We start from the raw sequence: 17,549 nt of genomic DNA, 5'->3' as shown, positions 1-17,549 counted from the left end.
GCACCTTCAAATACAAGTCCACGGTGTATATCCCCAAGCCCTCCCGAAATCCGAAAGGGCAAAAGTGGACGACTTTTACGCCGCCCGCGACAACACTATGCCGTCGCTACCGTGGCCGAGTATTGCTCCGCCGTTCACAGGCCGAGGCGGATTTTGACGAGCGGTGTCGGATTGGGACAGCGGCTTGGCGGGCGAAGCAGGGGAAGGGGTGAGTGAGCGTACCCAATGTGCCCGAAACTAGGACTTTTGAAAGATTGCTGTGATGATGACTGAAAAGTATCAAAGTGAACAATTGTCACGATCACGCTATTGTATTCTCGATTTGAAGTGCAATCTTTAGATGAGTTCTGTCGAAAGGAGATGACTTTGCCGTATACCGAGGGCGAAATTCGCATCGAAACCCTGAAATACCTTTCCGAAGTCGGAAGGGCAGTATCGATCTCAGATCTTATTGAAGTTCTGACGGTTCGTATGAAACCCAGCGGGCGAGACGCCGAAATCGCGACCAACCGCGATGATAGCTACTTTTCACAGAAGGTCCGGAATCTGGTGAGCCACCGCGAATCCAATACCAGTATCACGTCGCGCGGATTTGCCGATTATAACGCAGACAATGAGACATTTACGATCACAGCTGCAGGAAAAAAGTACGTAGACGAAATGTGAAATTGAAGCGCTTCTTAACCGAAGCGCTTTTTATATCCAGTGGGCAGCCATTTTAGTTCGCTTTTCCCGAGATGGTTTTTATCCCACACGAACCAAGCATACGCAGTTGTTCCGCTTCCTTTGCGAACGGACCCTGCTGGGTAGAAGGTGATCCGTTCCGAGAATACCCAAACCCTTGTCGGAGGGTATACATTGAAGATGTTTGCCTGACGTTTGCCACCCTCGAGAAATGCCAAGCGCAGGAGAAGCGCAAGCTTATTCTGCGCGAGTTCAAGTCCCTTATGAACAAACTCTTCTGCGCTATGAAACGGGGGGTTGGTGACAATGTTAGATGCGGTTTTATTCGAATTTAAGAAGTCGCAGTCTTTTTCGCCATATCCCCGATCGTAGAGATCAGAAGAGTGCACCTCGTAGCCGTATTCCTTGAATTGATCTGACATTGCGCCATTACCGCACGCGCATTCCCAGACATCGCCCTCGAAGGTTTCGTTTTCTATGAGGGCACGGGTTGCCCACGCAGGCGTTGGGTAAAAGTCAGGCCCCTCCAAATCTGCGACACGCTTCAGGGTGGGCTGAGGGGCCGTTACAAAAAGCGCCTTTTGTTTTTCAGACATCTGCTTCTCCCAAAAAAAATGGGTTCGCTGCGGGGCACAGCGAACCCGTAATGCGTGGCGTGGCGTAACTTACCCCTGAAGCGATCTCACTTCGATATCGCCTTCTTCGCGGGCCTGCATGGCCAGCACGGCGGCGTGGGCGCCGGCGGCGGTGGTGAAGTAGGGGATCTTGTCATAGAGCGCCACCGAGCGGATTTCGCGGCTGTCGGCCACGGACTGCGCGCCTTCGGTGGTGTTGAAGACCAGATCGATGCCGCCGTCCTTCATGATGTCGACGATGTTCGGGCGGCCCTCGTAGACCTTGTTCACCAAGGTGGCGGGCACGTCATGGCCGGTGAGCCAGTCCGCGGTGCCTTTGGTCGCGACAATCTCGAAGCCCATTTTGGCCAGAAGCTGGCCGGCTTCGAGCATCTGGGCGGTCTTGTCCTCGGTCTTGATGGAGACAAAGACGCGGCCTTCGCGGGGCAGGATGGTGCCTGCGCCCAGCTGGGCCTTGAGGAAGGCGCGGGGGAAGCTGCGATCCCAGCCCATGACTTCGCCGGTCGAGCGCATTTCCGGCCCGAGGATGGTGTCCACACCGGGGAAGCGGGCGAAGGGCAGTACGGCCTCTTTGACCGAGAACCACGGCATGTTCGGGTCCGCGAGGGTCATGGGGTCGGCGATGGGCATCTCGGTGTCCATGTCCGAACCCTCGGGGTAGGAGGGGCGGAGCGGGAAGTTCGAGAGCGGCTCGCCGGACATGACGCGGGCTGCGATGGACGCGATGGCGCTGTCGGTTGCCTTGGCCACGAAGGGCACGGTGCGGGAGGCGCGGGGGTTCACCTCGATCAGGTAGACGTCGCCGTCCTTGACCGCGAACTGGACGTTCATCAGGCCGACGACATTCAGTTCGAGAGCGAGCGCGACGGTCTGGCGCTTGATCTCTTCGATGATGTCCTTGGGCAGCGAGTAGGGGGGCAGCGAACAGGCGGAGTCGCCCGAGTGCACGCCAGCCTCTTCGATGTGCTGCATGATGCCGGTGACGTGGACATCCTTGCCGTCGGACAGGGCGTCAACGTCGATCTCTGTCGCGCCGGAGAGGTAGCTGTCGAGAAGGACGGGGCTGTCGCCGGACACAACCACGGCTTCGGCGATGTAACGCTCGAGCTGGGGCAGGTCGCGGACGATTTCCATGGCGCGGCCACCCAGAACGTAGGAGGGACGGATCACCAGCGGGTAGCCGATCTCTTCTGCGATCTTGAAGGCTTCTTCGTCGGTGGACGCGATACCGTTGTGGGGCTGCTTGAGGCCGAGGCGGTTGACCAGATCCTGGAAACGCTCGCGGTCTTCGGCAAGGTCGATCGCGTCGGGCGAGGTGCCGAGGATCGGGATGCCTTCTTCTTCGAGTGCGTTGGCCAGTTTCAGCGGGGTCTGACCGCCGAACTGCACGATGACGCCCTGCAAGGTGCCGTTCGACATTTCAACGCGCAGGATTTCCAGCACGTGCTCCAGGGTCAGGGGCTCAAAATACAGACGGTCCGAGGTGTCGTAGTCGGTCGACACGGTCTCGGGGTTGCAGTTGATCATGATGGTTTCGAACCCTGCGTCGGTCAGCGCGTAGCAGGCGTGACAGCAGCAGTAGTCGAACTCGATGCCCTGACCGATGCGGTTGGGGCCACCGCCAAGGATGACGACCTTCTTGCGGTCGCTGGGACGCGCTTCGCACTCGGGCTCGCCCATGACGGGGCTTTCGTAGGTCGAGTACATGTAGGGGGTCTGCGCTTCGAATTCCGCGGCGCAGGTGTCGATACGCTTGAACTGCGCGACGACGTTCAGGTTCTGGCGGGCGCGGCGCACTTGAGCTTCGTCGCGGCCGGTCAGCTTGGCCAGACGGGCATCCGAGAAGCCGAACATCTTGACGCGGCGCAGGCCTTCTTCGGTGACGGGCAGGCCGTCTTTCTTCAGTTCGTTCTCGACGTCCACGATTTCGCGGATACGGTCGAGGAACCAAGGATCAAAGGCGGTTGCGGCTTGGATCTGGTCGTTGGTCAGACCTTCGCGCATGGCCTGCGCAATGACGCGGATACGGTCGGGGGTCTGTTCGGCCAGTTTCTTGGTCACGGCAGCGACATCAGGCGCGCCGGGGATTTCGATCTCGTCAAAGCCGGTCAGGCCGGTTTCCAGCGAGGCCAGTGCTTTCTGCATCGACTCGTGGATGGTGCGGCCGATGGCCATGGCTTCGCCGACCGACTTCATCGCGGTGGTCAGGTGCGGCTCGGAGCCTGCGAACTTCTCGAACGCGAAGCGCGGGATCTTGGTGACGACGTAGTCGATGGTGGGCTCGAACGACGCGGGGGTCACCTTGGTGATGTCGTTGTCCAGCTCATCGAGCGTGTAGCCGACTGCCAGCTTGGCCGCGATTTTCGCGATGGGGAAGCCGGTGGCCTTGGACGCCAGAGCGGACGAGCGCGACACGCGGGGGTTCATTTCGATGACGACCATGCGGCCATCCTTGGGGTTCACGGCCCACTGAACGTTCGAGCCGCCGGTTTCAACGCCGATCTCGCGCAGAACCGCGATCGAGGCGGTCCGCATCATCTGGTATTCTTTGTCGGTCAGGGTCAGCGCAGGGGCCACGGTGATCGAGTCGCCGGTGTGCACGCCCATGGGATCGACGTTTTCAATCGAGCAGACGATGATGGCGTTATCCGCTTTGTCGCGGACCACTTCCATCTCGTATTCTTTCCAGCCCAGCAGCGATTCATCGACAAGGATCTGGCCCACGGGGGACGCGTCCATGCCGGTGCGGCAGTAGTGGATGTAGTCTTCGCGGTTGTACGCCACGCCGCCGCCGGTGCCGCCAAGGGTAAAGGCGGGGCGGATGATCGCGGGCAGACCGATGTCTTCCAGCGCTTCGAGGGCGATGGCGACGCCAGCTTCCAGATCGTAGTGGCCTTTGGCATCCTTGGGCGCGGTCACGATGGTCGCGCGGGGGTTTTCCAGACCGATCTTGTCCATCGCGTCGCGGAACAGGGCGCGGTCTTCGGCCTTTTCAATGGCTTCGCGGTTGGCACCGATCAGTTCTACACCGTGCTCTTCGAGGACACCCATGTCCGCGAGGGACAGCGCGGTGTTCAGGCCGGTCTGACCGCCCATGGTGGGGAGCAGGGCGTCGGGCTTTTCCTTGGCGATGATCTTGGCCACGACCTCGGGGGTGATGGGCTCGATATAGGTGGCGTCGGCCAGACCGGGGTCGGTCATAATCGTCGCGGGGTTCGAGTTCACCAAGATGACGCGGTAGCCTTCTTCGCGCAGGGCCTTACAGGCTTGTGCGCCAGAGTAGTCGAACTCGCAGGCCTGACCGATGATGATCGGTCCGGCTCCGATGATCATGATCGAGTTGATATCGGTTCTTTTCGGCATATCGGTAATCCCCAGGCTGGCAGTTCGGGCGCGGAGGGTGCGCAAATTGTCGTGCGTTATAGACATCGGCGACCCATCTGCAAGGGGGGATAGGGCCTAAGATGCGCCTCGGTAAAGAGCACATGGCGTAGCAGCCGCAGTTATCCGGAAAAAGGACGGAAAAAATCCCGCAGGGGGCGTTTTCTTTTCTGTCCTTGCGCGTGTAATCCCCTAAGTCCCGCCTACGGATGGCACAGGAGACCGTTTTGGAGATTCGTTTCGATCATGGCCCCATGGGTGAGGGCACCTGTTTTCAGGGCGCGCGCCGCGTGATCGAGGCGTGGTCGGCGGATCAGGTGGCTGCGGCTCTGGCTACGGTGGATGACGCTCTGGCGGGCGGTGCGTGGGTTGCTGGGTATGCCAGCTATGAGCTCGGCTATGCTTTGGAGCCGCGGCTGATGCCCTTGATGCCCGAGGGGCGGCGTGTACCGCTGTTGCGATTTGGCGTGTATGACGCGCCTGTGGTGCGCGATTTGTCGGGCGGTGCTGCGGAATTGTCCGATGTGGCCCCTGTGTGGTCGGCGGATCGGTACGAGGATGCGTTCGACCGTTTGCACGCCTATATCGGCGCAGGCGACATTTATCAGGTGAACCTGACCTTTCCGATGACCGCGCGCTGTTCGGGATCGCCCGAGGCGCTGTACGAGGGCCTGTCGCGGGTGCAGCCGGTGAAGCATGGGGCCTTGGTTCTGCAGGACGGGCTGCCCGCGATGCTGTCGCGCAGCCCTGAATTGTTCTTCCGCACCTCCGCCGATGGCGTGATCGAGACCCGCCCGATGAAGGGCACCCAGCCTCGCAGCGATGACGCCGCCGAGGATGCGCGCCGCAAGGCGTGGCTGGCGCAGGATGAAAAGAACCGCGCCGAGAATTTGATGATCGTGGATTTGCTGCGCAATGACGTGAGCCGCGTGGCTGTGCCCGGCTCTGTCAAAGTGCCCGAGCTTTTCCATGTCGAAAGCTACGCGACGGTGCACCAGATGACCTCGCTTGTGCGGGCGCAGTTGGCCGAGGGTGTGGGCTTTGCAGATATCATGGCGGCGCTGTTCCCGTGTGGGTCGATCACTGGCGCGCCCAAGGTCCGCGCGATGGAGATTATCCACGAACTCGAGCACGGTCCCCGCGACATCTACTGTGGGTCGATCGGCTGGATGGCCCCTGACGGGCGGTCCGAGTTCAACGTGGCGATCCGGACCTTGCTGGTGGACGGCGCGGATGTGACCTTGAACGTGGGGGGCGGGGTCGTGTGGGACTCCTCCGCCGACAGCGAATACGAGGAAGCCCTATGGAAAGCCCGCTACGCCCGCCTGCCGACCAAGGTTTCCGCCTGATCGAAACCATGCTCTGGACGCCCGAGGGTGGTTTCCAGCGCGGGGATGTTCACCGCAAACGTCTGGCCTTTGCCGCACGTCGGCTGGGGATTGCGCCCATCGGGGTCGAGGCGGCGCTGGCTGCGTTCACCGCTGACGGGCCGCAGCGCGTGCGCCTGACCGTTGACGCCGATGGCACGCCAGAGATCACCCATGCGCCCTACGCGCCCCTGCCAGAGGGGACGGTGTGGCGACTGGCCGTGGCCGAGACGCGGCTGGATGCCGATGACCCGTGGCTGGGCGTGAAGACCACCCAAAGACAGCTTTATGACCGCGACCGCGCCGCGATGCCTGCGGGTGTGGACGAGTTGATCTATCTGAACGGCGCGGGCCATGTGTGCGAGGGGACAATCACCAATGTCTTTGTCGATCTTGGGCAGGGACTGGTGACACCGCCCATCTCGGACGGTTTGCTGCCCGGTGTGCTGCGGTCCAGTCTGATTTGCGCGGGCAAGGTGCGGATCCAGCATCTGACGCTGGATGATCTGCGTGGTGCGCCAGCACTCTTTGTGGGGAATTCTTTGCGCGGATTGATCTCGGCCCTATTCACCGAAGCGTGAGGGAACGCTTGGGCGTGAAAACACGTTCTTTCTTCAAAGGTTTTTGAAAAAGGAACTGTGTTATGACGATTCTGACATTGCAGAAAAACGAAGAAGTTACCCATGACACCCGTCATCTGGTCTTCAACCGCCCAGAGGATTTCGACATCGAACCGGGGCAGGCCGTGGACCTGACGCTGATGCGTGACGGCTGGAAAGAAGAGGCGCGTCCCTTCACCCCCGTGATGACCGAGGATGCGTCGAAGATCGAGTTCGTGATCAAGACCTATCCCGAGCATGGCGGCGTGACCGACCAGATCCGCACGCTTGAGGTCGGCGAACAGGTCGAGGTTTCGGACCCGTGGGGGGCGATCCACGACGAAGGCCCCGGCACCTTTATCGCGGGCGGCGCGGGCATTACGCCCTTCATCGCGATCATGCGTCAGCGCGTGCAGGACAAAGGCACCATGGGCGGGGCGACGCTGATCTTCTCGAACAAGACCGAGGACGACATCATCCTGCGCGACGAGTTCGAAGAGATGCCCGGCCTGAAGACGATTTTTGTCCTGACCGACCAAGGGAGCGTGCCTCACGGAATGTACGGCGGCGCGATCAACAAGGACTTTTTGTATGACTACGCGAACCCCAAGCATGCACCCTTCTACCTGTGCGGCCCCGACGAGATGGTCGACGAGTTGGAAGAGACCCTGAAGAATCTGGGCGTGCCCGAGAAGGCGATCATCCGCGAGGACTTTTCTTAAAATTCCGGGGGCCGAAGCCCCCTTTCTACGCCTAACACGAAAACGAAATGGCGCGCCCTTGGATAGGGCGCGCCATGAGTATTTTCACAAAGCAGAAAGGGGCTTCTTTTTGCCAAAAATACTCAAATCCGGACATAAAAAGCAGCGCCGTTCCGCGAAGGAAGGCGCTGTTAAGTGAGGCTCGGGCGAGGGTCAGGCAACCCGTTGAGGTTCCTCGGGGTGGCTCAGCATATCAATTTGGCGCAGGAGCGTATGCATCGGCACGCTTGTGGTCACATCGGTGGCGCAAAGCGTGGGAAGCGTGCTGAGCGCGCCGGTGAGCGGTGTGTCGGTGATGACCAGCGCGATCTGTGCGCTGTCCGCCTTGGACGCTTGAAACGCTTTGAGATGCCTGACGGATGAGAAATAGAGTTGGACCGGAGCCTCCAACCTGTCCGAGATCAGCTCGAGAACATGGGCGGGCAGGGGCGGGGTGTCGTCGGTCCCTGCAATAATGGCGATGGCGCGAGGTTCGGTCGCCTCGGGGCTGGTGGTGAACCAGGTCTGGGCAATTTCGCGTGTGGTGGTCTGGAGCATTCTCAATTCTCCGTTCTCATGCCGGAATATCGGCGCAATGGTCAGGGTCAGAACAAGTCGGGTCTGGCTGACGGTTCCTATCTACGGGCAGCCAAAGCGGCTGCGGTGGCACTTCCTGCGAGTGGCAGCGTCGAGCGCGCCAGTCGATCTGCGAGGATAACGCTGAAGAACGGGTAAGTTTCCGTCACCTTATCGTGAGGGCGGTGTGAGGCACGCGCCTGCGATTGGACATAGGCATTTGGGCAAATGTGGATATGGCGCGGGGGACTGGCGCGGCGTAGAGATTTGGGCCGTTAGTTTCTTTGTCGAAAGGGCCCTGATCATGCGGGATTTTGCAACAGATGTGGTGTTGACCGACGGGGTTCTGGAATTGCGCCCGCTGCGGTCAAGTGATCGTGAGGGATTGTATCTGGCGGCCTCGGATCCCGCGACGTGGGCGCAGCATCCGGCCAAGGGGCGGGCCGAGCGGGCGGTGTTCGACCCGTATTTCGACTTTTTGCTGGGGGCAGGGGGCACTCTGGTCGCAGTCGAAGTGGCAACGGGGACCATTCTGGGCTGTTCGCGCTTCTATGATGTGCCGGACCAGGCCGACGGGATCGCGATCGGGTTCACCTTTTTGGGCTGCGCGTACTGGGGCGGGGCGTGGAACCGCCGGATGAAGGCGCTGATGGTTGGCCATGTGCTGCAAAGCCGCCCCGAGGTCTGGCTGCACATTGCGCCGGACAACATCCGGTCGCAGATCGCCAGCGGGCGGGTCGGGGCGGTGCATCAGTACGATGCTGATCTGGATATGGGGCAAGGTCCGGTGCCCTATAAATGCTACACGATCACAGCCCAGAGTTGGGCTGACGCCACGCGCACCCCGATCAAGGCATAAAACACGGCCGCCAAACGGGGCCTTGGCGCCCGAAATTGGCGGCTTCTCTTGACTTCTGGGGCGTGGGCATGTGTATCGGCGTCAACTTGATACCACCCGTCCGGAGAGCCTGATGCACACCTATCGCAGCCACACCTGCGCTGACCTGAACAAAGACAACGTTGGTGAAACCGTCCGCCTGTCGGGCTGGGTGCACCGTGTCCGCGACCACGGCGGCATTCTGTTTATCGACCTGCGCGACCACTTTGGCGTGACTCAGGTTCTGTGCGACCCCGACAGCCCTGTTTTCGCAGAGGTCGAGAAGGTCCGTAGCGAATGGTGTATCCGCATCGACGGCACCGTGAAAGCGCGTGACGAAGGTCTGGTGAACCCCAAGATCCCTACCGGCGAAGTCGAAGTCTTTGTCCGTGATATCGAGGTTCTGGGCGCGTCCGAAGAACTGCCCCTGATGGTGTTCGGCGAGCAGGAGTATCCCGAGGAAACCCGCCTGCGCTACCGCTATCTGGACCTGCGCCGCGAGAAGCTGCAGCGCAACATGACCATGCGCTCTGACGTGGTGTCCTCGATCCGTCGCCGCATGTGGGACAAGGGCTTCCGCGAATACCAGACCCCGATCATCACCGCATCTTCGCCCGAAGGCGCGCGCGACTTCCTTGTGCCTTCGCGTCTGCACCCCGGCAAGTTCTATGCGCTGCCGCAGGCGCCTCAGCAGTTCAAGCAGCTGATCATGGTGTCGGGCTTTGACAAGTATTTCCAGATCGCGCCCTGTTTCCGGGATGAGGATCCCCGCGCAGACCGTTCGCCCACCGACTTCTACCAGCTCGACATGGAAATGTCGTTCGTCACCCAGCAGGATGTGTTCGACACCATCTCGCCCGTGATCGCTGGCGTGTTCGAAGAGTTCGGCGGCGGCAAGAAAGTGGACGCCCCCGCCGAGTGGGCGCAGATCAGCTATCGTGACGCGGCCCTGTGGTACGGCACCGACAAGCCCGACCTGCGCAACCCGATCAAGATGCAGGTTGTTTCGGACCACTTCCGTGGTTCGGGCTTTGCGATCTTTGCCAAGCTGCTGGAGCAGGACGGCACCGAAATCCGTGCGATCCCCGCGCCCACTGGCGGCAGCCGCAAGTTCTGTGACCGCATGAACGCGTTCGCCCAGAAAGAGGGTCTGCCCGGCATGGGCTATATCTTCTGGCGTGACGGCGCGGACGGCATGGAAGCGGCAGGTCCCTTGGCGAAGAATATCGGCCCAGAGCGCACCGAAGCGATCCGTCAGCAGCTGGGTCTGGGCGTCGGCGATGCGGCGTTCTTCCTTGGTGGCAAGCCCGCGTCGTTCCAGCGTGTGGCCGGCAAAGCGCGCGATGTGATCGGCGAAGAGCTGAACCTGACCGACAAGGACCGTTTCGCGTTCGCTTGGATCGTGGACTTCCCGATCTACGAGCAGGACGAAGAAAGCGGCAAGATCGACTTCGAACACAACCCGTTCTCGATGCCTCAGGGCGGTATGGACGCGCTGAATGGCGATCCGCTGAAGGTTCTGGGCTTCCAGTACGATCTGGCCTGTAACGGCTACGAGCTGGTGTCCGGCGCGATCCGAAACCACAAGCCCGAGATCATGTACAAAGCCTTTGAAATCGCCGGTTACGGTGCGGACGAGGTGAACAAGCGTTTCGGTGGTATGGTTAACGCGTTCAAATACGGCGCACCGCCCCACGGTGGCTGTGCTGCGGGTATCGACCGTATTGTGATGCTGCTGGCCGAAGAGCAGAACATCCGCGAGGTCATCATGTTCCCGATGAACCAGCGTGCCGAAGATCTGATGATGGACGCGCCGTCGGAGCCCACCGCAGAGCAGCTGATGGAGCTGAACCTGCGCGTTATTCCGCAAGAGTAAGTCGACCTCGGCGCTATTGTGCCGAATTTAGAAACGTTCACGAGGCAGTGCGATGCGAATCGCGCTGCCTTTGTTCATTGTGGTCCTGTGTTTTTCGACAACTTCGGAGGCGCCCCATGGCGTTCGACCCCGTCTTGGCAGAAATCCGTTTTGGAACGGGTCTGTCTGCTCAGCGCTCTTTGCCAAATGGATCAGAGGATCTACTGCGTCGCTTGTCTGGCCCGGATACTGCAGCGCAGACCTATCCGGTCCCCAGCCTGATCGGTGAGGGCGGCGCAGAGGTCCGTCTGTACAACCAGCTTTTGCGCGCACGGAACAAGGCGCGCGGCACCAAGAACGAAGAGGCCGCCCGCAAGGAGTTGGTCGCGCAGCGCCGCAAGTTGCGCAAAATCGAGCTGCGGAATGCCCGTCATATTTTGTTGCGCGGAATATTGTCCGAGGACGGGTTTCGCGAACGGCTCGTTTGGTTCTGGTCTGACCATTTCACCATTGGCCCGCGGAACCAGCAGCTGCGGGCGAGCCTTGCCTCTTATGCCGAGGATGCAATTCGCCCGCATGTGGCGGGGCGCTTCGCGGACCTGCTTTGGGCGGCAGAGACCCACCCGATCATGCAGGTCTATCTGGATCAGCAGCGCAACATTGGCCCCAACAGTGTCGCGGCGCAGAAGTCGAAGAAGCAGCTGGGCCTGAACGAGAATTTGGCGCGGGAGATGCTGGAATTGCATACGCTGGGTGTGGGCGGCGGCTATACTCAGGCGGAAGTGACCGGTCTGGCAGGATTGCTCACCGGACTGCAAATCGAGAAATATACCCGGCCGGTGTTCAAGACGCGGACGGCTGAACCCGGTCCATTTATGATCTTGGGTCAGTCTTGGGGTGGCGCGCCAAAGACGCGCGAGGCGGACCTGCGCGCATTCGTTGAAGCGCTGGCTGTGAACCCGGTGACCCTGCGGCATTTGGCACGCAAACTGGCGGTCTATTTTGTGGCCGATACACCGGATGAGGGGTTGGTGGAGCATGTTGCCGCGGCGTTGATCGGCTCGAATGGCGATCTGATGGCGGGCTACCGTGCAATGCTCGAGCATCCTGCCGCATGGGATCCCGCGCCGTCGAATGTAAAGCCGCCGCTGGATTTTGTCGTCTCGGCGTGCCGCGCTCTGGATGTGCATCCTGCGATGATTGAACGGATGAAGGACCGGAACGTCCAGTCGAAGTTCCTCGTGCCGATGTCGCTGATGGGGCAGGCCTGGATGAAGCCGAACGGGCCGGACGGGCTGCCCGAAGCCGATGACCGTTGGGTCAGCCCCCAAGGTCTGGCCGAGCGCATCCAGTGGTCCATGACCGCGCCCCAAGCTCTGACGACCCGTTTGCCGGACCCCCGCGATTTTGTCGTGACGGCTTTGGCCGACCGTGCGCCAGAGGCCGTGAAATTTGCAGCCAAGGCTGCGGAAACCGAGTGGGAAGGGGTGGGACTCATCCTGTCGTCCCCCGCATTCCAGAGGAGATAAGGCGATGAAAAGACGTGATTTCCTGATCCGGTCCGCGCTCTTGGGCTGTTCTGCGGCGGCCTCGCCCTTTATGACGCCGGTCGCTTTGGCCTCGGCGCCGTGGGATGCGCGGCTGGTGGTGGTTATCCTGCGCGGCGCTATGGATGGCTTGGACATGGTGCGTCCGTATGGCGACCCCGATTATGCGGGCTTGCGCGGCGGATTGACGGGCGGCGGCGTGGGCGAGGCCGATCTGGACGGCTTTTATGCGCTGCACCCGTCGATGGAGCCTTTGCGCCCGCTTTGGCAGCAGGGGGCCTTGGGCTTTGCCCATGCGGTCAGCACGCCCTATCGCGATCAGCGCAGCCACTTTGACGGGCAGGACCTGCTGGAGGCGGGGACCGTGGGACTGGACACAGGCCGGTCGCGGGATGGCTGGCTGAACCGTCTGCTGCAAAGCGTGCCGGGGGTGAGTGGCGAGACGTCTTTTGCCTTGGGGCGTGACCAGATGCTGCTGATGCGGGGCGATGCGCCGGTCAGCACATGGGCACCCGAGTCTGACTTGAACCTAAGTGCGCAGGCGCGACTGCTGCTCGAAATGGTGAGCCATGATGATCCTCTGTTCAGCGGTGCGGTGACCGATGCCATTCATATTGCAGAAAGTCTGGGTCTGATCGACGTGCCGGAAACGGCGATGGATGCTCAGGACATGGTGAGCCAGCGGATGAAGGACAATCGCAAGCAGGCCGCGAACGGGCACCGCCTGCTTGCAGAGTTCGCCGCGGCCCGTCTGAAGGAAGAGGCGCGGATCGCGGCATTTTCTTTGAACGGTTGGGATACGCACAAAGGTCAGAAGCCTGCGATCAAGCGGGCGGGCACCCAATTGGCCGAGGTGATCGGATTGATGCAGACCGAGCTTGGGCCGGATATCTGGGGCAAGACCGTTGTGCTGGCGATGACCGAGTTCGGTCGAACTGCGCGAATCAACGGCTCGGCGGGCACGGACCACGGGACGGGCAGTGCCATGGTCATGGCGGGCGGTGCTTTGCGCGGGGGGCAGGTCTGGGCTGATTGGCCGGGCTTGGCCGAGGCGGATCTGTATGCCAAGCGCGACCTGATGCCGACCCGCGATGTGCGCGCCCACGCGGCGTGGACGTTGCGGTCGCTGTTCGGAATCGAGCAGAGTGTACTAGAGACCAAGGTGTTCCCCGGTCTCGACATGGGCGGCGATCCTCGGTTGGTGCTGTAATCAGGCGACGGCCAGCGCGTTCATCCGCTGTTGCAGCAGGGCGGCCAGATTGGCGCGCGCGGCAGCAGCGGCTTGACCGCCTTGGATCGCCCGAGAGAGGGCATCGACTGCGTCGGCCACGCTGCTGTCTTCGGCACTGATCGCGACACCCCGCAGGAATTGCAGGGCATATCCGAGCTTTGAGCAGGTTTGGTCGCGGTCCTCGTCCAGCATGTGTACCACGTGGCTTAGGTCGTCGTAATAGGCCAAGCGGTCAGGGTTGATCCGTTCTTCGTTGATCATACGCGGGCCTGTGGGGTGCCGGTTCACGGGCAGGAAGGACAGGATTGTCTCTTGAAACACTGACAGAGATTGCAGCGGTTTGGGGATAAAGGCATTGGCACCGGCTTGGAGCGCTGGGCCCTCGAGGCCGTGATCGCCAGAGATTGCGATCAAGACGGGCGGGCGCATGGCGGTGTCTGTCAATTCTGCGATCAGGTCGCAGCCGTTTCCATCGGGCAGGCCCAAGTCTACCATCAGGCAGTCGGGACGATAGATTTGCAGGTGACGGCGGGCCGAGCGCAGGGAATCGGCGCGGCGGATGCGCGCACCAGAGCGCATACACATCAGGCGCAGGGCCTCACAGGTATAGCGGCTGTCCTCGACCAGTAGCAGGCTGAGGCCGGTCAGGGGGCGCGCAGGGGTGGGGCGGGTCATTCGATAGGTCAGGTCATCGTCGTTCATCGGGCTTCTCCTCGACCCGGGCGGGTCTGGGTCAGAATACCTAGCGCATGGATAACGCATGGTTAATGGCCTGCGACCTTGGCGGCGCTTGCAATGTGCTGCGCTGCGGCGCGATAACTACCCGCGACCCAACAGGAGGAGACGACAGTATGATCGGACGTTTGAACCACGTCGCTATTGCAGTGCCAGATTTGCAGGCCGCCGCAGACCAGTACCGGAATGCCTTGGGGGCCAAGGTTGGCGCCCCCCAAGACGAGCCCGACCACGGCGTGACCGTGATCTTTATCGAATTGCCGAACACCAAGATCGAACTACTCTACCCGCTGGGCGACGATAGCCCGATCAACGGCTTCTTGGAAAAGAACCCCTCTGGCGGCATTCACCATGTCTGTTATGAGGTGGACGATATTATCGCAGCCCGCGATCACCTGAAAGAAACCGGCGCACGGGTTCTGGGTTCTGGCGAGCCCAAGATCGGCGCCCACGGCAAACCCGTCCTGTTCTTGCACCCCAAGGACTTTAACGGCTGCCTCGTGGAATTGGAGCAAGTCTGATGACAATCACCGCCGCCATCGTTCTATTCGCGGTATGCTGGTTCATGACCCTGTTTGTCGTTCTGCCGCTGAATTTGCGGACACAAGGCGACGAAGGCGAGGTTGTGCCCGGAACGCCGGCTGGCGCCCCTGCGGACTTTCGCCCCAAGCGCGTGGCTTTGATCACGACGATCTGGGGCACGTCGATTTGGGCGATTCTGGCTGCGGTGATTATCTTTGGCGGGCTGTCGATCCGGGATCTCGATCCGTGGAAGAGTGTGCGCCCGCAGCCGATCCTGACAGATCAGCAATAAGCGGTCTGCCGCGGTTAGCGCGGCAGACGATGATAGAGGTGGGTGAACATCGCGCAGCCCACCACAGGCACCAGCAGGTTCACCAGCGGGATCGACAGGGGCAGGGCCATCAACCCGCCTGCGATCCACAGGGTCAGCGCGTTGCGGCGACGCTGCTTTTTGACGCCCGCGCGGTCAGTGCGGCGGATCGCGACCATCTGGAAATATTCCCGCGCCAGCAAGAAGCCGTTCAGCGCCCAGAAGATCAGCGGCGCAAAGGGCGCGAAGATCAGATAGAGCACCAGCGCCAACAGGTTCGCGACCACGATCACCCCAAGAAAGCGGAACGAGTCTGCAATGTTGGTCGCCAGAGAGATGCGCTTGGGCGCAGGCAGGCCGGTGTAGTGCTTGTCCTCGACCGCGTCAGCGACGTCGTCCAGAAAAATGCCGGTCATGGCCGATGCCACTGGCACCATCAGGAATGTCGAGAGCAGCAGCATCAGCGGGATAGAACCCCACGAGACCACGTTGTCGACCCAAGTGACCTCGCCAATGAACGGCAGGGTCACAGAGTCCCCCAGCAGCCAGCCGACGATCCACATGACGATGGCATAGATGCCCGCCAAGAGCGCGATCGCTAGGCCGATCCCCTTGAGAAGGACCGACCGGAAGCGCGGATCGCTGAGCTGTGCGAGGCTCAGCGACAGGGCCTTGAGGATCTGGGTCATTCAGCGATCCAAGTGGTGATCTGGTCCAGATCGGGGCGCGGGCGGTCCGGCGTGGCAGCCGACGGGGTGCCAAGGTGGATGATGCCAGCCACGGTCTCGTCTGCGGTCAGGCCAAAGACCTCTTCGCGGAATTGTTTGTCATGGCTGAACAAGTTCGACACCCAGTTCGCGCCAAAGCCCATGGCCATCGCAGCGTTGACCAGCGACAGGCAGACAGCGCCAGCCGAGTAGGTCTGTTCGATCGCGGGGACCTTTTCGCTTTCTTTGGTGTTCTGCACCACAACGACAGCCAGAGGGCTATTGCCGTAGACACCGACGGGCTTGTCGATCTTGGCCTGCTCAATCCCCAGTTCGGGGCCGCGCTTGGCGATGGCTTGGGCCACACGCTCCAGCGCGGGCTTTTCCAGCACGACAAAGCGCCACGGCTCCAGTTTGCCGTGGTCGGGGCTGCGGGCGGCGGCGGTCAGAATGGTGGTCAGTTCATCGCGCGTCGGCGCGGGGGCCTTGAGCGCGGGGATGGGCGTACTGCGGCGGGACAGCAGGAAATCGAGGGCGGCTTGGTTCTTTTCGGTCATATTAACGTCCTAAACTTGTCAGGGCCTATGTCGGCAAGGTCGCGCAGCAGTTCAACCCTGAGGCAGCACATGCGCGGCGATATCGTTGATTTCCGCCTCGACCATGGCGTCATGACGGGGGCCGGGCTGGCGCGCGTCATAGGTTTCGCCCAAGGGGTCGGGAACGGTGATTGTGCTGCCTGACATCTCCTCTAGGACCGCGTGGCCGCAGAAGGGGACGTAAAATTCCGAGTAGCCCCCCTCGTGTGCCATCACGAGGCGGCCTTCGCAATGCTCTTCGGCGGCTTCCATCAGGCTGCGGGTCATCTGGCGATAGGTCTCGGCGGTGCACATCATACGGGACAAGGGGTCGACGATGGCCGCATCAAACCCGCAGGCGACGATGATCACGTCGGGGCGGAAGTCGTCCAGCGCGGGGCGGACGATCTGCTCGAACGCATAGAGATAGCCGTGGTGGCCGGTGCCGGGGGGCAGGGGGATGTTGATGTTGAACCCTTCGCCCGGACCCGCGCCGCGATCGGTATAGGCGCCGGTATCCTCGGGGTAGTTGCGGTCCTGATGCAGGCTGATGGTCAGGACATCGGGGCGGTCGTAAAAGATCGCCTCGGTTCCGTTGCCGTGGTGCACGTCCCAGTCGATGATGGCAACGCGGCCCGCCAACCCTTCGGCCATGGCGCATTCCGCGGCGATGGCGACGTTGGCAAGGATGCAGAACCCGTTGGGGTGATCGGGCAGAGCGTGGTGGCCCGGTGGGCGGGACAGGGCGTAGGCATTCGCGGTCTGGCCGGTGAGGACCGAGAACAGCGCCCCTTTGACGAGTCCCGCGCTTTGGGCGCAGATTTCAAATCCGCCGGGACCAAACGGGGCCTGATCGCCGAGTTCACCGCCGCCGCTATCGGACAGGCGTTTGAATTCCTGCAGAAAATGTTCGGGGTGGACTTGCCGCATGTCGGACCATGTGACCGGATCGGCACCGGACATCCGTAGCTCTTTGGACAGGCCAGACCGGTCGATCAGGTTTTTCAGGCGGCGCTTGGTTTCGGGTGCTTCGGGCAGACCACCGGCGACAAGAGGTTGTACCCAGCCGCCGACCGGATGGGTAAACGCATAGTGCCCGCCCCCGTGCCAGAAACATGCTTCGTCCCAGAAAAATCCTGTCGCCATCGGTCTAACCCCTGAAAATTTCGGTCAGACTAGGCGGGGGCGCTGCAGAGTGCTAGAGGGCA

The 17,549-nt window shown here is 61.4% G+C and carries 17 protein-coding genes; 10 read left to right on the top strand and 7 right to left on the bottom strand.

Going from position 1 to position 17,549, the window contains the following annotated elements:
• Nucleotides 1-366: 366 nt before the first annotated feature.
• The gene (locus AB9K37_RS19400) at nt 367-666 is read left to right on the top strand and encodes a hypothetical protein (protein WP_369842036.1); all 300 of its coding nucleotides are present in this window, start codon (nt 367-369) and stop codon (nt 664-666) included.
• 14 nt (nt 667-680) lie between these two features.
• Here AB9K37_RS19400 and AB9K37_RS19395 read toward each other — a convergent pair whose 3' ends face one another.
• Together AB9K37_RS19395 and carB are read right to left on the bottom strand one after the other, a co-directional pair.
• Entirely contained in the window at nt 681-1,280 is a 600-nt protein-coding gene (locus AB9K37_RS19395; RefSeq protein WP_369842034.1) for an NAD(P)-dependent oxidoreductase, read from the bottom strand.
• 69 nt (nt 1,281-1,349) lie between these two features.
• Nucleotides 1,350-4,682, bottom strand: coding sequence for a carbamoyl-phosphate synthase large subunit (gene carB, locus AB9K37_RS19390; protein ID WP_369842031.1), 3,333 nt, complete (start codon nt 4,680-4,682; stop codon nt 1,350-1,352).
• 245 nt (nt 4,683-4,927) lie between these two features.
• Here carB and AB9K37_RS19385 point away from each other — a divergent pair, with 245 nt between their 5' ends.
• The 3 genes from AB9K37_RS19385 (at nt 4,928) to AB9K37_RS19375 (ending at nt 7,388) form a co-directional block, all read left to right on the top strand.
• On the top strand, nt 4,928-6,049 hold the full coding sequence (locus AB9K37_RS19385; RefSeq protein ID WP_369842028.1) for an aminodeoxychorismate synthase component I: 1,122 nt from the start codon (nt 4,928-4,930) through the stop codon (nt 6,047-6,049).
• Nucleotides 6,004-6,648 (top strand): aminotransferase class IV family protein, encoded by a 645-nt coding sequence (locus AB9K37_RS19380; protein WP_369842025.1) that lies wholly within the window; start codon nt 6,004-6,006, stop codon nt 6,646-6,648. Before AB9K37_RS19385 ends, AB9K37_RS19380 begins: the two co-directional genes overlap by 46 nt.
• A gap of 62 nt (nt 6,649-6,710) precedes the next feature.
• The gene (locus AB9K37_RS19375; protein ID WP_369842023.1) at nt 6,711-7,388 is read left to right on the top strand and encodes an FAD-binding oxidoreductase; all 678 of its coding nucleotides are present in this window, start codon (nt 6,711-6,713) and stop codon (nt 7,386-7,388) included.
• Between the two features lie 192 nt (nt 7,389-7,580).
• On the opposite strand, the gene AB9K37_RS19370 is transcribed toward AB9K37_RS19375, so the two are convergent.
• Entirely contained in the window at nt 7,581-7,964 is a 384-nt protein-coding gene (locus AB9K37_RS19370; protein ID WP_369842021.1) for a hypothetical protein, read from the bottom strand.
• A gap of 322 nt (nt 7,965-8,286) precedes the next feature.
• Between AB9K37_RS19370 and AB9K37_RS19365 the strand changes: the two genes are divergently transcribed.
• From AB9K37_RS19365 to AB9K37_RS19350, 4 genes are all read left to right on the top strand, one after another.
• A complete protein-coding gene (locus AB9K37_RS19365) occupies nt 8,287-8,841 on the top strand; it encodes a GNAT family N-acetyltransferase (RefSeq protein WP_369842018.1) in 555 nt (184 codons plus the stop codon).
• 112 nt (nt 8,842-8,953) lie between these two features.
• Entirely contained in the window at nt 8,954-10,735 is a 1,782-nt protein-coding gene (aspS, locus tag AB9K37_RS19360; RefSeq protein ID WP_369842016.1) for an aspartate--tRNA ligase, read from the top strand.
• 116 nt (nt 10,736-10,851) lie between these two features.
• A complete protein-coding gene (locus AB9K37_RS19355; protein ID WP_369842014.1) occupies nt 10,852-12,243 on the top strand; it encodes a DUF1800 family protein in 1,392 nt (463 codons plus the stop codon).
• A 4-nt stretch (nt 12,244-12,247) separates the two neighbouring features.
• The gene (locus AB9K37_RS19350; protein ID WP_369842012.1) at nt 12,248-13,471 is read left to right on the top strand and encodes a DUF1501 domain-containing protein; all 1,224 of its coding nucleotides are present in this window, start codon (nt 12,248-12,250) and stop codon (nt 13,469-13,471) included.
• On the opposite strand, the gene AB9K37_RS19345 is transcribed toward AB9K37_RS19350, so the two are convergent.
• The gene (locus tag AB9K37_RS19345) at nt 13,472-14,194 is read right to left on the bottom strand and encodes a response regulator (protein ID WP_369842010.1); all 723 of its coding nucleotides are present in this window, start codon (nt 14,192-14,194) and stop codon (nt 13,472-13,474) included.
• Nucleotides 14,195-14,343: 149 nt separating this feature from the next.
• On the opposite strand from AB9K37_RS19345, the gene mce reads away from it, so the two are divergent.
• Together mce and AB9K37_RS19335 are read left to right on the top strand one after the other, a co-directional pair.
• The gene (gene mce, locus AB9K37_RS19340; protein WP_072705042.1) at nt 14,344-14,748 is read left to right on the top strand and encodes a methylmalonyl-CoA epimerase; all 405 of its coding nucleotides are present in this window, start codon (nt 14,344-14,346) and stop codon (nt 14,746-14,748) included.
• Entirely contained in the window at nt 14,748-15,041 is a 294-nt protein-coding gene (locus AB9K37_RS19335) for a DUF1467 family protein (protein ID WP_369842007.1), read from the top strand. The genes mce and AB9K37_RS19335 overlap by 1 nt, the downstream gene beginning before the upstream one ends.
• A 14-nt stretch (nt 15,042-15,055) precedes the next feature.
• On the opposite strand, the gene AB9K37_RS19330 is transcribed toward AB9K37_RS19335, so the two are convergent.
• The 3 genes from AB9K37_RS19330 to AB9K37_RS19320 are packed head-to-tail and all read right to left on the bottom strand — an operon-like array spanning nt 15,056 to nt 17,487.
• Nucleotides 15,056-15,748, bottom strand: a complete 693-nt coding sequence (locus AB9K37_RS19330; protein WP_369842004.1) for an EI24 domain-containing protein — start codon at nt 15,746-15,748, stop codon at nt 15,056-15,058.
• The gene (locus AB9K37_RS19325) at nt 15,745-16,323 is read right to left on the bottom strand and encodes a nitroreductase (protein WP_369842001.1); all 579 of its coding nucleotides are present in this window, start codon (nt 16,321-16,323) and stop codon (nt 15,745-15,747) included. Before AB9K37_RS19325 ends, AB9K37_RS19330 begins: the two co-directional genes overlap by 4 nt.
• A gap of 51 nt (nt 16,324-16,374) precedes the next feature.
• Entirely contained in the window at nt 16,375-17,487 is a 1,113-nt protein-coding gene (locus AB9K37_RS19320; protein WP_369841998.1) for a class II histone deacetylase, read from the bottom strand.
• Nucleotides 17,488-17,549: the final 62 nt, after the last annotated feature.

This window comes from Donghicola sp. XS_ASV15, assembly GCF_041224595.1.
GTDB lineage: Bacteria > Pseudomonadota > Alphaproteobacteria > Rhodobacterales > Rhodobacteraceae > Donghicola.
The sequence above is the reverse complement of the archived record's forward strand: the minus strand, read 5'-3'. Positions and strand labels throughout refer to the sequence as shown.

Bases quoted from the DNA above. Each gene is read 5' to 3' on its own strand.
- AB9K37_RS19395 (WP_369842034.1), bottom strand. From the start codon at position 1,280: ATGTCTGAAAAACAAAAGGCGCTTTTTGTAACGGCCCCTCAGCCCACC.
- carB (WP_369842031.1), bottom strand. From the start codon at position 4,682: ATGCCGAAAAGAACCGATATCAACTCGATCATGATCATCGGAGCCGGA.
- AB9K37_RS19380 (WP_369842025.1), top strand. From the start codon at position 6,004: ATGGAAAGCCCGCTACGCCCGCCTGCCGACCAAGGTTTCCGCCTGATC.
- AB9K37_RS19375 (WP_369842023.1), top strand. From the start codon at position 6,711: ATGACGATTCTGACATTGCAGAAAAACGAAGAAGTTACCCATGACACC.
- AB9K37_RS19370 (WP_369842021.1), bottom strand. From the start codon at position 7,964: ATGCTCCAGACCACCACACGCGAAATTGCCCAGACCTGGTTCACCACC.
- AB9K37_RS19365 (WP_369842018.1), top strand. From the start codon at position 8,287: ATGCGGGATTTTGCAACAGATGTGGTGTTGACCGACGGGGTTCTGGAA.
- aspS (WP_369842016.1), top strand. From the start codon at position 8,954: ATGCACACCTATCGCAGCCACACCTGCGCTGACCTGAACAAAGACAAC.
- AB9K37_RS19355 (WP_369842014.1), top strand. From the start codon at position 10,852: ATGGCGTTCGACCCCGTCTTGGCAGAAATCCGTTTTGGAACGGGTCTG.
- AB9K37_RS19350 (WP_369842012.1), top strand. From the start codon at position 12,248: ATGAAAAGACGTGATTTCCTGATCCGGTCCGCGCTCTTGGGCTGTTCT.
- AB9K37_RS19345 (WP_369842010.1), bottom strand. From the start codon at position 14,194: ATGAACGACGATGACCTGACCTATCGAATGACCCGCCCCACCCCTGCG.
- mce (WP_072705042.1), top strand. From the start codon at position 14,344: ATGATCGGACGTTTGAACCACGTCGCTATTGCAGTGCCAGATTTGCAG.
- AB9K37_RS19335 (WP_369842007.1), top strand. From the start codon at position 14,748: ATGACAATCACCGCCGCCATCGTTCTATTCGCGGTATGCTGGTTCATG.
- AB9K37_RS19330 (WP_369842004.1), bottom strand. From the start codon at position 15,748: ATGACCCAGATCCTCAAGGCCCTGTCGCTGAGCCTCGCACAGCTCAGC.
- AB9K37_RS19325 (WP_369842001.1), bottom strand. From the start codon at position 16,323: ATGACCGAAAAGAACCAAGCCGCCCTCGATTTCCTGCTGTCCCGCCGC.
- AB9K37_RS19320 (WP_369841998.1), bottom strand. From the start codon at position 17,487: ATGGCGACAGGATTTTTCTGGGACGAAGCATGTTTCTGGCACGGGGGC.